Source organism: Fictibacillus sp. BK138 (assembly GCF_004216955.1).
Lineage (GTDB): Bacteria > Bacillota > Bacilli > Bacillales > Fictibacillaceae > Fictibacillus.
This window is the reverse complement of sequence record NZ_SGXL01000003.1, coordinates 112,911-129,484: the sequence shown is the minus strand read 5'-3', so window position 1 is coordinate 129,484 and position 16,574 is coordinate 112,911. Positions and strand designations below refer to the sequence as shown.

General features: G+C 36.2%; 10 protein-coding genes. 4 read left to right on the top strand and 6 right to left on the bottom strand.

All coding sequences use genetic code 11. The features are described 5' to 3' along the window. Positions 1 to 294: 294 nt before the first annotated feature. Positions 295 to 1,191, bottom strand: a complete 897-nt coding sequence (locus tag EV282_RS18560) for a GNAT family N-acetyltransferase (protein ID WP_130297384.1) — start codon at positions 1,189 to 1,191, stop codon at positions 295 to 297. 59 nt (positions 1,192 to 1,250) lie between these two features. Continuing rightward, positions 1,251 to 2,681 (bottom strand): aldehyde dehydrogenase family protein, encoded by a 1,431-nt coding sequence (locus tag EV282_RS18555; protein WP_242611952.1) that lies wholly within the window; start codon positions 2,679 to 2,681, stop codon positions 1,251 to 1,253. 451 nt (positions 2,682 to 3,132) lie between these two features. Here EV282_RS18555 and EV282_RS18550 point away from each other — a divergent pair, with 451 nt between their 5' ends. Then, complete coding sequence (locus EV282_RS18550; protein WP_130297382.1) at positions 3,133 to 4,245, top strand: hypothetical protein; 1,113 nt, start codon at positions 3,133 to 3,135, stop codon at positions 4,243 to 4,245. Positions 4,246 to 4,332: 87 nt separating this feature from the next. Here EV282_RS18550 and EV282_RS18545 read toward each other — a convergent pair whose 3' ends face one another. Then, entirely contained in the window at positions 4,333 to 6,048 is a 1,716-nt protein-coding gene (locus EV282_RS18545) for a M3 family oligoendopeptidase (protein WP_130297381.1), read from the bottom strand. Positions 6,049 to 6,265: 217 nt separating this feature from the next. On the opposite strand from EV282_RS18545, the gene EV282_RS18540 reads away from it, so the two are divergent. After that, a complete protein-coding gene (locus EV282_RS18540) occupies positions 6,266 to 7,411 on the top strand; it encodes an acyltransferase family protein (RefSeq protein WP_130297380.1) in 1,146 nt (381 codons plus the stop codon). A 210-nt stretch (positions 7,412 to 7,621) separates the two neighbouring features. On the opposite strand, the gene EV282_RS18535 is transcribed toward EV282_RS18540, so the two are convergent. From EV282_RS18535 to EV282_RS18525, 3 genes are all read right to left on the bottom strand, one after another. Then, entirely contained in the window at positions 7,622 to 8,050 is a 429-nt protein-coding gene (locus EV282_RS18535; RefSeq protein ID WP_130297379.1) for a hypothetical protein, read from the bottom strand. After that, positions 8,022 to 8,816 (bottom strand): ParA family protein, encoded by a 795-nt coding sequence (locus tag EV282_RS18530; RefSeq protein WP_165389539.1) that lies wholly within the window; start codon positions 8,814 to 8,816, stop codon positions 8,022 to 8,024. Before EV282_RS18530 ends, EV282_RS18535 begins: the two co-directional genes overlap by 29 nt. Before the next feature lie 1,043 nt (positions 8,817 to 9,859). Beyond that, entirely contained in the window at positions 9,860 to 11,668 is a 1,809-nt protein-coding gene (locus tag EV282_RS18525; RefSeq protein WP_130297377.1) for a hypothetical protein, read from the bottom strand. Between the two features lie 2,296 nt (positions 11,669 to 13,964). Between EV282_RS18525 and EV282_RS18515 the strand changes: the two genes are divergently transcribed. Both EV282_RS18515 and EV282_RS18510 read left to right on the top strand, forming a co-directional pair. Next, on the top strand, positions 13,965 to 15,476 hold the full coding sequence (locus EV282_RS18515; protein ID WP_130297376.1) for a primase C-terminal domain-containing protein: 1,512 nt from the start codon (positions 13,965 to 13,967) through the stop codon (positions 15,474 to 15,476). Positions 15,477 to 16,364: 888 nt separating this feature from the next. After that, positions 16,365 to 16,574, top strand: coding sequence for a hypothetical protein (locus EV282_RS18510; protein ID WP_130297375.1), 210 nt, complete (start codon positions 16,365 to 16,367; stop codon positions 16,572 to 16,574).

The following is a 16,574-nucleotide window of genomic DNA, read 5'->3' as shown; positions in this document are numbered from 1 at the left end:
CGAGATCGAAGCGTGGGCGGCAAAATAAAGGCGTATAACTTCTCTGTTGTTGTAAAAATATCAGTGGCCGCCCTCACTCAATTTTCTGTAATTCTATCATAAATGTCATAATAAGCTTCCATAAGCAAGGGATGGGGTTACCCAAAAGTGTGCTCAAATAACATAGTTGTTTAAATATAATAAAGTCATCTAAAATATAAGATAGTGCTTTAAAAATAAAAATTTAACATCCGTTCCCTTATAATTAAATAAGCGAACGGATGTTTTTATTTAGAGGTAGTTGAATTTATTGTATCAATTAACTTTTTTAAGAGGCTTGGTCATAAGAACCTGTTCTACAGCCACTGTGAATCCTATCTCTTTTAAAATTCTGGTGACGCTCTCTTTTTTTGAAGGAAGGTTAACTACCATCCTCTTTATAGCATCGAGTGGTGTGAGCAGTTCTTTCAGCCCTGCTTTGATAATGGTTTCTTCATCAGACGTGCCACTTTTAACTTCTGCTTGGTATAATACCGTTGCCGTTTTCTTTCCTTCTTGGTCTAGGACATGTCTATATAAAAAGTAACCGATCGGAGTACCCGATTCAAGCACAAGCAACAACTCTCCATCCTGTCTTAGGTTGAACCATTCAGTCTGCCAAGGTTTGATCTCTTTATTATAAATAGGAAGTGATTGTACTTCCTGCATAGTCTTTGTCACGAATGATAAGTCCGTCTTTTCTATTGAAAAGTCCAGGAGTTCGGGGGCGATGCTGTTATCGTTCTGCATCCAGTTCAGTGAGTCTATCACCTCATACCCCATCTTTTTATACAGATTGATCGCTTTCTCGTTAATACTGAATGCTTCAAGGGTTGCTACATCAACCTTTTCTTCTTCATATATCTTGAGGGATGCCTCAACAAGCGCTAAACCTACACCCTTCTTTCTATAATCCGGGATTACAGCAGTTCCTCCGTTCCAGCTCACACGGCTACCGTTCACATCCTGTACACCACTGAGGAGTATTCCGACAGGTTTCTCTCCATCAAAGGCGACGATTGATAATGATGGTTTTAGGTTCTCTTTGACCATCCTGGCAACAAATGAATCTACTGTCATCGTCGCGTCCGAATAATAGCCTTTAAACCCTTCGTTCCAGGTTTCTACTACTTCTGCTAACGTAAGTGTGTCCAGCTTTTTTATCGTGTACATCTTGTTCTCTCCTTAAAATTATTTATTAACGTCTAAACAAATTTAAACTATCCTTCTTATCAGTGGATGACGATCAATCGTTTATCGGTCATCTCTTGAATCGCATAGCGGGGACCTTCCTTACCAAGTCCGCTATCCTTTATCCCGCCATACGGCATCACATCAGAACGATATGAAGATACGTTATTGATATTGATCCCTCCGAAGTTTAATTCTGTGGTCGCTCTTCTGAAGATCTCCAGATTTGAGGTGAACACACCTACCTGTAACCCAAAACGCGAGTCGTTAGCCATTCCGAATGCATCATCGATCGTCTCATAAGGGATGATGGTCACCACAGGACCAAACACCTCTTCACACACCACCTTCATAGATGCATCTGCATCCGTCAAGATCGTAGGATAGTAAAAGGCCCCTTCTCTTCGTCCGCCGATAAGAACTGTCGCTCCACTATCGACTGCTTCATCCACCCAACTTTCCACACGTTTGGCGGCTTCTTCTGAGATCATCGGACCGATGTCCGTATGATCATGCATCGGATCCCCAACTATTAACGAACTAACTTCTGCACTCGCCTTCTCTATAAACTCTTGGTATATCCTGTTCTGGACGTATATTCTCTGAACAGATATACAAGCCTGACCGCTGTTGGAAAAACTGTTCTTCATACATAGTTTAACGGCTCTTTCTAGATCGGTTACATCGTCATGTATGATGTTCGGTGCGTTGCCGCCGAGCTCCAACGTCACTTTCCTTATCCCTGAACCATTCTTTATCAAACGACCGACTTCAGGGCTCCCTGTAAACGAGAACATGTTGATCCTTTCATCTGCTAGAAGGAATCTACCAACTTCTCCAGTTCCGTTAATGATGTTAAGATGGCCTTCAGGAAGTCCTGCCTGTTGAAAGATTTCTGCCAGCATACATGCGGTCAAAGGAGCTTTTTCGGATGGTTTAAGCAAGACCGTGTTCCCCGCTGCAATTGCGGGACCTATTTTATGTAATGCGAGGTTTAACGGGAAGTTAAAAGGAGTTATGGCCGCTATAACACCGACCGGAACACGAACAGTAAATGCCACATTCGGTTGGTAGCCCGGTTGGACCATGGGTACACCGCTCCCTGATATACGCTTAGTTTCTTCAGCGGATGCAATCAAGGTTTGTATCCCTCTGTCAGTCTCAGCAGCGGCATCTTTATAAACCTTTCCAACTTCGCTGACAAGTAGCTCTACGATCTCTTCTTTTCTCTTCTTAACGATCTCTGCAGCGTTCATTAATATTTCAAAGCGCTGAAGAGAATCCAACTCTTTCCGATTAAAAGCATCATAAGCACTAGTTACCGCTGCATCAACTTCGGGACCTGAGGCATTGGCAACCATGCCGATACCCAAATTAGTGTACTTGTTATAAACATTTATTCCATCATTGATACTCCTTTGCCATCTACCGTTGACAAAGTTGCCAAAACAAAAAATTCTGCTCGTATGCAATTTATTACCCCCTTTAAAAAACTTTATATTCAGTTTTATATATTTTAAATGTATCATTACTAAATAATGGAGTCTATATAAAATAAACTAAACGGTCGTTTTTTTTATAAAGGTTCTCGTTGCTAAAGCAATTTTTTATAATAAACATCATGTTAGAATTCGAGTTTTTTAAACGGACCGTATTGTTTTTTAGCTTTGAGTTGTAAAGCCTCATTCTCTTTACAGATGATATGCTACGTTATGGTAGTTTGATGGATGAAAAGATTATTGAGTGATGACCAAGACTTGTTGTATCAAAACAAGAAACAAAGACTTTACTTCAAAAGTTTTCTTTAGTTCTAAATAATTTATTTTAGAATCTTATAAAATTACGAGATTTCATTAAAGCTTATCTAAACTATTAGTGTGTAAGGAATTGTTTACTAGAACTAAAACCATTGGAGAGAATTTTATGATTAACAAAAGTTCACAACTTATTCTTCTAGAGGGGTTACCTGGAACGGGAAAGTCGACTAATTCAAGGATCATCATGTCGAACATTGAACAGTCGGGGCAAAAAGTAAAATGGACCCACGAAGTTGCACGGCCACATCCGACACTGTTCTTCAATGAAGCAAATCTGACGCAAAAAGAATTTGATACTTTTATCAACCAGTTCCCTGAACATAAGGAAATAATCAACTCCCTTAAAATAGAGTTAGATAGTACAATCAGCTTCGACCTATTAGAGATTGAATGGAACTATATGGATAGACTGGATGATGTTATTCTAAAAGTCCTGAAACAATATGATGTGTGGGATTTCCCCCTTGAAAAATATATAAATGTAGCACTTGAGAAGTGGAAGTGTTTCGTAGAAGACGTCAAGAAAGACGACGACCTAGTAGTCATCTTAGATAGCAGTTTATTTCAGTTCCAGATCTACACGTTCTTAGGGAAAAATGTCTCTTACCCGGTTATTGAGTCCTTCATTAATCAATTGTTCGAAACCATTTCTGAACTTGATCCTTCAATCATCTATCTTTATCGTAAGGATGTTGAGGATACTATCTCATATATAGAGAAAACCAGAGGTAAAGAATTTTCAGAACAGATTTGGAATAGAGATAAGCATCTCCCTTATTATCAGAACCGCCCTACAGGTGCGGATGGATACCGAAGCTTCCTAAGAGATTATCATCTTACTGTAGAAAAATTGTTCGAAGTCACTCCATTTAAAAAGCTGCGTGTAGAAATATCAGATGGAAATTGGAATCTATATGTTTCCGAGATGCTTTCTTTTTTAGAGATTGAAAAACGATCATACGACCAACCGGTTACCTTTCCAATCGGTATATACATCAATGAACAACTTGGACTAAATTTGGAGGTACACGAGGGTTATATCATCGATCCTTCAGGGAATAAAAAACATCTTATTCCTAGAAATGAAAATGAGTTCTATGTCGAAGACCTCCCCATCATCTTAAGGTTTGAAAAACCAGATAAGGTGGTTGTGATCGGGGAACAACTTATTGATCGCTGGACTGCGAACCGTACTATTTTTGTTAGAAGAATTATTTAGGGTTACCCTAGAATACCGTTTTAGAATCAGCAAAAACTCCCACTCGTATGAGAGGGAGTTTTTTGTGATTGTTTAATTTGATAACGATTAAGCCTTGAACTCCGAAGATTCTAGTTCACTTTCCTTCACACAATCCAGCCAATTTTCTATTTCTTTAATTACCGAAAGTACACAACCCTCATTAAAAGGACTCACTAAGTTTGCTTCTTCTACGAGTTCGGTAAAGGGTCTACTTCCACCTAAGCTACAAAGATAAATATAATCTTTCCAAGCCAAATCCTTATACGTTCTCATTCTCTTCCAGAACTGAAAAGCGCACATTTGTGCAAACCCATAATCGATATAGTAAAACGGATCAGTAAAGATATGGAGTTGTTTCTGCCAATATCCACCGTCCTTGAGATAACTGTTATCTTCATGATTTAAGTGTGGAAGGTATTCTTCTTCTAATGTTAGCCAAAATTGGTTCCTCTCCTCTGAGCTCGCTGTAGGGTTCTCATAGACATAATGTTGGAACTCGTCAACTGCTGCACAATATGGAAGGAATATTACTCCACGACTCAAGTGGCTAAACTTATACCTATCTGTATCTTCTCCAAAGAAATTTTCCATCCATGGCCAAGTGAAGAATTCCATACTCATTGAATGGATCTCGCTCGCCTCGTATGTCGGCCAATAGTATTCTGGGATTTCTAGATCACGGCTACTGTAGACTTGGAGCGCGTGCCCTGCCTCATGTGTGAGGACATCGATATCTCCTGCTGTCCCGTTGAAATTTGCATAGATGAAGGGTGATTTGTACTCGGGTATATATGTACAGTATCCTCCCGGTGCTTTACCTTCGGTCGATAGGAGGTCCATCAAATCGTGATTGACCATGAATCGGAAAAACTCGTCTGTTTCATTTGAAAGTTCCTGATACATTCGTTCACCTTGTTCAATAACCCAGTCTGGATTGCCCTTTGGTGTAGGGTTACCTTGTGTAAAGAAAAAGTCTTCATCATAGTAGTACAGTTCCTCTACCCCGATACGCTTACGTTGTCTTTCTTTTAAACGGACAACAAGCGGCACTACATGTTCTTTAATCTGTTTTCTGAAAGCTGCTACATCTTCCTTCTTATAGTCTGTACGTCCTAAACGTGCATAACCGAGTTTAACGAAGTTTTCAAATCCAAGTTTTTGTGCAATCGTTGTTCTGACCTTAACCAGTTCGTCGAAGAGTAGATCTAATTTGTTTTTGTTCTCTTGAAAAAAACCAAAACGCGCTTCTGATGATTTCTTCCGAAGAGATCTGTCCGGAGACATCGTAAGAGGATAGAGTTGAGATAAAGTTTTTGTTCTACCCTCAAAGTTGATCTTTGCTGAGGCTGTAAGCTTGATGTAATCCGAGTTCAGTTTGTTTTCTCTTTGTAGGTCTTCTATCACAAGGTGCGAAATTGTCTTAAGCTGATTCTCAGCAAGTGCAAAGAGCTGTTTTCCAAACTCTTGTTCCAATGATTCCCTAAACTTTGATTCAACCAGCGCTCGATAAAAATCGGATACCATTTCTTTATAGAGGGGATCGAACTCATCTAAATACTCTCTTTCTTTACGATAGAAAGTGTCTTCAGTGTTAATTGTATGTCTGATTTCCACAAGGCTAAACATTGAGTCGATGTGGTTCCTCAACTTATTTATTTCTCGAATCAATTCTTTTTGATTGTCACAAGTGTCTGATGTTTTAAATTGTTTAATAAAACTCTTGAAAACGTTCCTAGTACTGTTGATGTCAGGTCTCTCATACAAATAGTCTTTAAACTTCATCTTTATTTCCTCCTCTAATCTCTTGTTAAAAATGACTGTTCAGTTTATATTATGATAGCAATATTTCCATTCTTTGTATATTATAAAGTTAAGGTATTTTTTGTCTTCAATTAAACTCACAATGAATATGACATCATTGATTAAAAAATATACAGCAAAGTATATGTCAACATTAACATTAACGCTGTAGATATTATTAAAAGAGAGAGGTTTCAAAATGGAGTTAAACAGAAGGTATGATATTGATTGGTTAAGAAATTTAGGTATATTGTTATTGTTTCCGTTTCATTCAGCAAGGGTCTTCGATATATGGGATCCGTTCTATGTGAAAAGCGAGGAATTAAGTTCTGGCTTGAGTATTTTTATAGCAGTTACGAGTTATTGGTTCATGCCGCTATTGTTTTGGCTAGCAGGATCAGCAAGTTGGTATGCGCTAAATAAAAGATCGATAAGAGAATACATAAATGACAGAACAAAGCGACTTCTTATCCCTTTTATTTTTGGATTGTTCGTGATCGTACCACCTCAGGGATACTTCGCGTTAATGAGTAGAGAGGATCAGTCGCTCAACTATCTTTCTTTTTTGCAATCTTACTTTTTAAACTTTAGTGATCTTTCGGGTTATTTTGGTACGTTTACTCCCGCTCATCTCTGGTTCATACTCTATCTCTTTGTACTTTCTATGCTTGCCTCACCGTTGTTTAGGTTCTATAAAAAGAATATTCAAAAGATGAACAGATTTCATAAAGTATTCAGTAGGCCAGCAATCTTTCTTATGTTCTTTATCATACTAGTCATTGTACAAGTTCTTCCAGCTCCAGGAGGACAAAATCCGTTCTATTATTTAGTGTTCTTATTATTGGGTTTTTTGACAACAAGTAAGTTTACGTATCAAGAAATGTTCAATAAAATTTATTTGAAAGTAATCATTCTGTTAATGGTTTTGGTCCCTATATGGATTACTCTGTTGTATCACAATGGAGATCATTCCTCTTGGACGGAACTGCTATTGACAATATTAAGAACTTTAAACGTCTGGCTGACACTTATCGCAATCTTGGGACTCGGTCACAAATATTTGAATGTTAAACACAAGGTGCTACCCTATTTAAATGAAGCGGCTTTCCCTATTTATATCTTGCATCAGAGTATCTTGGTGATAATCGCATATTTTATTCTGCAATTAAAACTTAGTACAGCTGTCCAATTTTCCTTGATCATGATTCTTTCTCTTTTCTTGTCGTGGTTTTTCTATGAATATGTAATAAAACGGTTTAACACTTTACGTTGGTTGTTTGGGTTGAAGCCTAAGACTGGACACACCAGGATGGATAAAAAACCCAATGAAGAAATTATATCTTAACATATTAATATAATTTATTAATGACATATGTTTATATGTATATTATAAAATATATTATATTATTATTTGCGACATTGTTTTGACGTATTATTTTTTGTATATATTGCTAATTAATATGATATTACACAAAGGTTAAGACATTTAGAAATTTTGTGTTGCTCGAGTTTATTTAAATATAAAAAGCCGCTAGATTCCTAGCGGCTTTTCACTTTATTTTCTTTCAATCACACCATATTGTTCTAGTAAATTTCTTATTGCTTTATTAATAAGTTTTGATTTATCGCCTTTTTCACCTCGGGAAGCAATGTTATCTACTTCCACTGCTAGATCAGGATCCATGTAGAATGAGGTGAAGACCTTTTTCTTTTTAACTTTTTTAACTTTGTTTCCAGAAGCAAGCATTCTGAGGTAGTCATCATCTTCATCTTCATTATTCACAACAACATCATTAACAACGTTGGTATCATTGTCATATGTTTCGTTTTCATCTATAACTACATTTTTATCTTTAAATTCTTCAACGATGTCATCATTTTGTTTTTTTTCTGTTTCTTCTAATTTTTCTTCGTAAGAATTAAAAAAGGTCTGCGTAGCATTAGGTTTTTTGATCTTATCCTTGAGGCTGTTCTTGCTTGGCACGTTTCTTCAGCTCCTCTACGAATGGTATATAATATTCTAATGCATTTGTTAGTTCTGGATTCTCTTCGAATCCAGAGATAGCTAAACGTCTTGTTGCAGCTTTTCGTTTAATAATCGTTTGAAATCTTAACCCTGGATATTCTTCTTCAATAGACTCTTCCATTACTTCATTCTCTTTTGCACGTGAATCAATTAATGAAAAAAGGATACCCGCCGTTTTTAAACTTGGATTATACCGTTCCTTTGAAGCTTCAATGATCTCTAGGAACTTTGGAATGGCATAATAAGCGAACATCGATCCATCGAACATAACTACAGCAAAACTTCCTGCTTTTGAGTATGTACTAAGTGGCATTACTGTATGTTCAGATAAAGCTGGTGGTGTATCTATAATTATCCAATCATAATCTTCCATAACAGGTTCTAATGCTACTTGTAGGGCATCAAATTTAATACCTTGTCTGTACATCATGCGAGGTAGAGTAGCTAGAAAATCATTCGAAGGAACGAGATCTAGATTCTCACTGATCTTTATGATGTACTTTCTAACGTCTTTATCTTGAATCGCTTCAAGTATCGTCTTTTCCTCAAATACGTTACAAATATCATATTCATTGGTCAAAAAGCTCGTAAGGTTACCCTGTCCATCCATATCAATTGCTAAGACGCGCTCTTCTTTACTCAATAAGTATGAAGTCACACCACTACTTACCGATTTAGAACAACCACCTTTACTTATTCCAAAGGTCACAATTTTTGCAGTCATTTTAACACCCCATTTTATACTAATTGATAGTTTCATTTTAACATTGATAAAGCAATTGTTGTCACCATATTTGTCGACAATAACCAACAGTATAATAAAACATATCATATTAAGTTGTCGATATATTCACCAATATTAGCATAATTATTATATATTTCAGTTTAAATTATAACATACTTGATAATAATACAAACAATAATATTGTCGTTGTATATTTCATTGTTGACATATATTTTTATTTTATACCTTTTTCTTCAAAATGAATTATTTTACAGATAACCCGCTTTACCTATTCAGTTATATTTACATAAGTTGATCAATTGTTAGTTAGGATTATGTTCAAAACAAATTACAGTAACCTGGCGATAATCAAAACTTTATACTTAACGGTTTATAACTAGTTGATTTTTAACCATGCGAACTAAAACTTGGTATCTTAAGAAATGAAATGTGTATCAGAATGATTTATTTACATAAGCATAATTTAAGAAAATAACCTAAACATTGCTGTTGATAATAACATTGGTATCTACTGTATCATTAATAATTATACTAACAGTAGTAAACATATAGATATCATCAGCATTTACAATATCAATAATAACATCATTAATATAAGTTATAATTATAAGAATATAATTATCAACATCATCTTTATATACAATGATATATATTTCAACAATAATATATATATTGTGTTCGATTATCCAATAATTGCAGACTTTATCATCAATCTACTCTTTGGGGATAATCTAAACTTATCAATTAAATTTATTTTTGTTTCGAGTTTTTTCCCACTAAAGCAGTTAATTAATCAATTTAAATTACTGGACAAAATCATGCAGTCAGCAAATTCATCAAAAACATCATTGTTAATGTTATTATTTCAATTTTGTTTTTGACATTAATGATATGTATAAAATAATAATATTTTTATTGATAATTATATAATTAAAAATAACTTATATGTATACATATATTATTATGCATATGTTAATGTTAAAATATGTTGTTATTATTATGAAAAAGAACACTTGCCTATGCTAGTGTTCTCGTTTCGTTTTCTCTTTCAACCAGTTCAACATCTTCTCATCGTTGTTTTTGTTTTGTCTTTTGTTCTCTCCTCGAATGTAACGGGAGAGGGTAGTGTGTGCGATGCCGATTTCACTTGCAGATTGACGTATACTTTTGCCTAACGACTCAATCATCAGTTTCATGGCATCCGGTGTAAGTTTTATCTCAGAATTAAAATCAAAAGTCTGTTGTTCCGGTTCATCTGCCTGTAGGATATCGCTTGAATCAACTGCTGGAGCAGCTTCCTCAACAAACTCCCAAGTTTGTCCTTGGTCTTGATTCGAAACTATCAGATTCTCTTGAGTGAGCTGCTGCATTCGAGCAATGATCTTTTCATCAACACTGTGGTCAGATGATATCAGGTTCTTCTGGTTCTCTTTTACTAGGGTATCATGCGGAAGGATGATCACATTGATCTTAGACCAATAATTCTTAAACCAACCTTTCCGACCTACCATCTCTTCATCGATTTCTTCTGTATAATGCCATGTTTTGATAACATCATCTTTCTGCAGTTCGTCAAGGACATGTTCAAACTTATCCCGTATCTGTACTCCGTTATAACGTGAAGAGATATCAAGGACTTTTAAAATCGTTGATACTTTAAACGGTTGGTTCAACGATCGTCTCATCGTTCTAATCTTCCATTGCAAATTTAAATAGCGGGCCAGTCGTTTTTGTTCTCGTTGCGTGTAATGACTGTATTGGAAGATTTTTAAATCTAGAAGACCTATCGATCGGTTAGGACCTTCGAGATATGGTGTCAAGATAGACGTTGGTTTTACTTGTACGGCATAAATCCCTTTTGCTTCACCTGTCTTCTTGTCATAAGCGACCCGAATCTTACCTATTTCAAACATACGCTGAAAATCTTTAAACTTATAAAGCTCGTTATCTTGCATCTCATCAGCATTGATGACTTTGATTTTCTGTTCACCGAGAGATACCCAGATTGAGGAGAGAGCTGCTACTCGTTTCATGATGTTAAAACGGTCTTCTTCACGGTAGTCGAGTTCACGTCCGTTTGCTGTCCGCTTTCGAAGGTTACGTAAACGCAAGGCATCATTGCTGTGAAATTCTATGTATCCATCGCTATCTTTAGGTGTTACCATCCATAGGTATGTGATCAAGTCAAAAAGGTCGGCTGTCATCTCATCTAACGAGTTGAGTGTAGATTCGATAAGTTCAAGCCATATCTCTTGTTGGTCAGCTGTAAGCTGTGATACTCCTGTATCGTTCGGCCGTAATTCAGCCATCCCTCTGACCTGTCCTTTGTTATCGACAATTTCTGTCGCAAGAAAGCCCGTGTCGCCTTCTTTGTATTCCTTCTTTTTGGTCACGATATCACGCATAAGGTGGAAGTCCATGTCCATGCTCGAATAGATATAATCCCGGTCAAGCGCTTCTTCAATCTTCTCTTCGTTCACACTTCGTTTGATCTCGATGTTCGGAAACTCTTGAATGAAGTGGCCGGCGAGTAGTAGTTTAATAGTATCTTTATAACGTTCAACAGCATCCCGTATCATCTGCTTCGTGATATGCTCACCAAAGTAGAGTGTTTGCGTAAAGAGGTAAAATAGAGCACGAAAACTTGGACACATCTTCTCGCAAGGGGACTGTTGCTTCGTTTCATTCTCTGTCATCTGATAAGCATCATGCTGCCAATTTTCGAGCACATGTGGCCGGTCTTCAAAAAGGAACCTGGTCTCTTCAAAGATCACGATTTTTAAAAGTTTATAGTTAAGTATCAATCGATCTGGTATGTCTTCATATTTCATAGGAAGCACCCTTTCTATGAATCAATTAATTAAGCTTTAAATAAATGATGAAATGCACCACTAGATTCATTATAGCAAGCATTGGACAGAAAATAGACTAAAAATGCACCAAAGTGTTGCTTTTATTATAAAAAGTGCACCAATATCAATATAGTTGAGCGGAACTTGTGTACAAGAAATGCACCATTTAACGGTCTTAAAAAAGAAATACAACTGGTACGTTTTAAAAGCATTGTCTATATTACTTATGTATCCAATATCCCTTGATTCTTATAAGGTTTTGAATACATGAATGTAAGTGAAACATTATCTACAATGTAAATAAAATTAAATCACATTATATATCAATTCATATGATAATACATATGTCGTAATTTATGTTACTATTTATGATATTATTAAAATTAGAATATATTAATAATATGATTTGAACATTAGTGTGAGAGATTGAATGTTATCTATTTTCAACTTTTATAAGTTTGTGATTAACTTGGTGGAAACACACTTTAAGAAAGTAATGCGAAACCATTAGGTTTAATATTTCTGAAGTTATTAGAAAGAGTTCGGATGATATTGCTACATATATAATCGAAGTAATGTAAAATTATGGGCTATTTGAGTATTCAGATATGAAAAAAAATTGTATTAAATGCACCATTATATATACAGGTTCCGACCAAAGAATAAAAACTGCACCATTTTTAGGACTTGTTAACTGTATAGTGAATTAAAACCCTCCTGATCAATTGGCTCAAGAGGGTTTTTATCTTGTGGTGACTAAAAACTTTCACTACAGAATATTCATTTTCACACCTCAAGGAAAACTCGTAATATACACATACAAACCAGTATCCAAAGGAAATACGTAAATAAACATAAAAGAACTTCTTTAATAAACTATCAAATTTTATAAAATTCAAGTGTTGGAATTTCAGAATTTCATCTTTAATCTTAAAGGACTAGCGGGGTTGTTCCAACATGGATTAATTTATAAAGGGGGAACTGTTTTGGAACTAGGGGAATTAACTGGATGGTTTGATGAATATGGGCAATCGATTTTAACCTATATAACTTTAATTGTGCAAACTATCTACAAGCAGAGGATTAAACTCGGGAAACCTTTAAAAAAGCATATAGATATCAACAACAATTTGAACATAAATCATCTGTGAAAACATGGTAATTATTAATTACGCATAATGTGACAAAGGACTATTTTCAAAGAACACCCATTACAACATTATCTAGGTTTAACAATGGAAGAGAAAGACCATAAGCCAATACCAAAACAAATCGTAGCAATGAATATAAAGCCACCAACAATTAAAACCTTCTTATGGAAATGAATTATTTTACGGAAGTTAAAATAATTTTTAATAGAAGAAACACTCCTCGTTTTACAAAAAGTATAGTGAAAATGACTTTAAAAATTGTGTTAGTTAATGAATTGATTAAAAGGGGGATTACTAATGAAATTCTTCGATAAACAATTTAAAGAATTAGAGAAGAACTAAAGTTAACAGACAAATCTCATATTGATTTCCATAATGTGAACTGATCTATGGTTTTATTCAGATACAAGTTACGCTCGAATTAAGAATAAAATGCACCAGGTAAAGTTAATGATAACCATTGGTGCAATCTGATGCGTAACATATAGAAATGGTACACAAACTACGCTCAAAAATGCATTATGCACCAGTTATGCACCATCGTATTACAGATTGAGCGGAACTTGCGTATAAAAACGAACCAGGAAATGCACCAAATGCGCCACAGTAAAAAGAGTTTGAGCGGAACTTGTACACTTATGAACTACAGTGAACAATGGGGTTTAAGGATAATCTATCCAATTTTTCAACGAATAATTCGACGAGAACTGACGAAAATGAGCGAAGTTTGCACGAAATAAACGCACCACGAAAAACAAAATCAGAGCGTACTCTGTATAGTATTGTCTTACTAAGACTGCTAAGATCCCTTGATATGACGGGAAATTTTAGAACTGCTTATAACCACACAAGTTTCGCACACATGGTACACTTCGAGCACATTGGTGCAAAAGGTGAGCGAAACATGCATCATAAAAAACAGACCACTTTTTTTCGTCCCTAGAAGCGACAAGCTTTTACGGGACTTTTTATTTTGGTGCATTTTCCTTAGAGGACACCAAAACTTAAAAAGTGATTTCGTTATACTTTCTGCAACAAACTTCGGGAAGTGGGAGTTCAACTGTATTATCGTCCCATTTTTTAACGAGAGTATCAAGAAATCACGAAGAAAAGGGGTGTTCCTCATGGAAAAGAGCGCATTGAAACATAAAAAACAGGTCTCAATATCGGATATACTGTCATTTCTTACACATGATAGCCTGGATTTATATAAAAAAAGAGGAACATCTGCACCAATCCGTAACGTGGTGCGTTTTCGTGAAGCTCAAAAAAATGCACCATACAAGAAGGGTGTCGTTTTCGTTTCATCATCTAAAGAAGACCTATCCTGCGGTAGAGGATACGTCGTCACAAGTTATGAGACGTTGGAAGAAAAGTATAAGACGATCTCTCACTGGACACCTAACACGTATCGCGGAGGTACGTACTATGACTTTAAAAATCGCATCATCAAAGGACACACGAGAGACAACCTAAAGCAGATCAACGTGATCGGTATGGATATCGACACAAAAGATGTTGACCTTTATGGTTTTTATATCGGATGTGAGGAGTTAGGACTTCCTCGGCCAAACTTGCTGCTTGCTACACCAAGAGGGTACCAGGTCTTCTTTGTGCTTTCCACACCTTTTTATATAACGAAGAATCATGATTATAAAAGCCTTCGAATCGCTGAGAGAATCTCTCTCAATATGCGAAAAGCATTATGTGAATATGCACCTGTCGATGTGAACTGTGTACCTTTTGGCTTCTACCGTATACCAAAAGAAGAGAACGTACTAGACTTCTATCCGGTGCCAGTTGAGACGAATGAACTCATGACATGGTCCCGTGAGTATGAAAAGAAGAACATGTTTCGTGTAATTTATTCAAATAACAGCAATGAGCAGAACCTGATCGGAACAGACTGGTACCAGACGTTGATCCGCTCTGAACATATTGACTCTGGCCATACTGCGGCAAGCAGGAACAACGCACTATTAACTCTTTCTCTAGCAAACTATGTTAGCGGAAGGAACATGGAAGAGGCGTACGATGAACTCGATCAGTTCAACTCCAATCTATCCAAACCACTCTCAAAACAAGAGTTCGAGAGGACTTTAAAGAGCGCATACTCGGGTAAATACAAAGGAGTCAAACGGTCATACGTCGAGCAGCTCTTAGAACTCTGGACAGAAGGGAACGTAAAGTTCACAGGACGGGAGGGCTGGTATAAGTTCAAGAAACCTCGTGAGGAGAGAACGCGCTCACACTATAACGAACGCGAAGAAGATGTCATCAATTACTTAAAAGTGAACACCTCAGAGACCAATCCCTACTTAGAAGGTTCTCTGAAATTACTCGCGGAAACGTTCGGTATGGCGGTATCTACGTTAAAAGAAGTACTGAAGCAATCTAAAAATCTCGTAAAACGAACGATCGGAAGAGGACGCAACGCCGTGACCCAGATTGCAGCAAGAAGTATACTCTTTCATCACATCATCGAACTGAAACAGCTGAAGAACCAAAAAGCGCAATTCATTTTTCAAGATGTGCTGCAAGCAGATTCTAGTAGATTTGTGAATTCTATCGATCATGAGAATCTCGTTTCCCCATATTACGGAAACAGTTCTCCACCGAAGGCCAGATCAAGCTGATAATAAATGAGCCAATGTGCCAATACATATCAAAATTCTCCTGGTACTGTTTTGTTTTTGTTGTGTGTTTTATATTCTCGATACTGAGACTTTACTTCTTTATCGTTTGGGAGAAGAAGGTTCTTTGTTGGCATGTTTGTTAAGCGGAGAAGAACTGTTATGAGTATTGTAGAGCTTGTTTAGTTCTACTGATTTTTATGCATAGTCTAGTTTTATTTACAGAGATTAAATTGTGTCTTTTGAGGTGGTAGGTGAGTGTTTTCGATAGGGGGAGTAGCAAGTCAAAGATCTAATAGAGAATGAGAGATTTAAAGATGGTAAGAAATTCTTATTCTAAAATAATATGTAGTAATATGGAATGATTTACCTTTGAATCTATTGCCAAACAGATGTGCGTATACTATACTTGCGTTGAATTCAGAATATTAAAATAATATAGAAATAATGACGTAAATAAATGGTTAATCAATTTACATCTCGTTTGCGGTTTATAGTGAGTCTCATCCCACGTATTTAAAGGATTACGGGCTCCTGTTCATTTCGTAATCAGCAGAAGACCTCGCCTATACTACGTAAACATAGCCGAGGTCTTCTGCTACTACATGAAGGCGGAGCCAGTTTAAAAGTTTAAGTGGGATGAGTAGTAGTAGTTTTAGAGGTTAGTGAATGAATTGTGAGTTCAAAATAATAAGTTCTTAGAGATTCAAGTTCAAGAGAGTATAAGTTCAAGTTCAAAAGAAGGATCAAGATCAAGAGAGAATTTCAAGAGCGAAAGTAGAAAGAAAGGTAGTTTAATTATCTTGTGTAGAGGTTTGTATTTTAGGTGGAAAAGGATTGTTAAATGTATAAAAATGTTTATCATCTCTTATTTATGCAAGGAGGTGTTCTGTGTTCATAGGGCTTAATCATTGGATAAGAGCGTACTTAGGCATCTTGGTCATTTTATATGGATTCGTTTTCTGGATGGGTATTAAAGCGTTACAGTTAGTTGTGTTTTTAGTTACGGTGTTAATTTCGTTTGTTGTGTATGGAATAAGCTTCTGTTTTGGTCAGCTGCTAAAAGGGAGAGTGGTTCCTATTTTCGCTAAAAAAGGATGA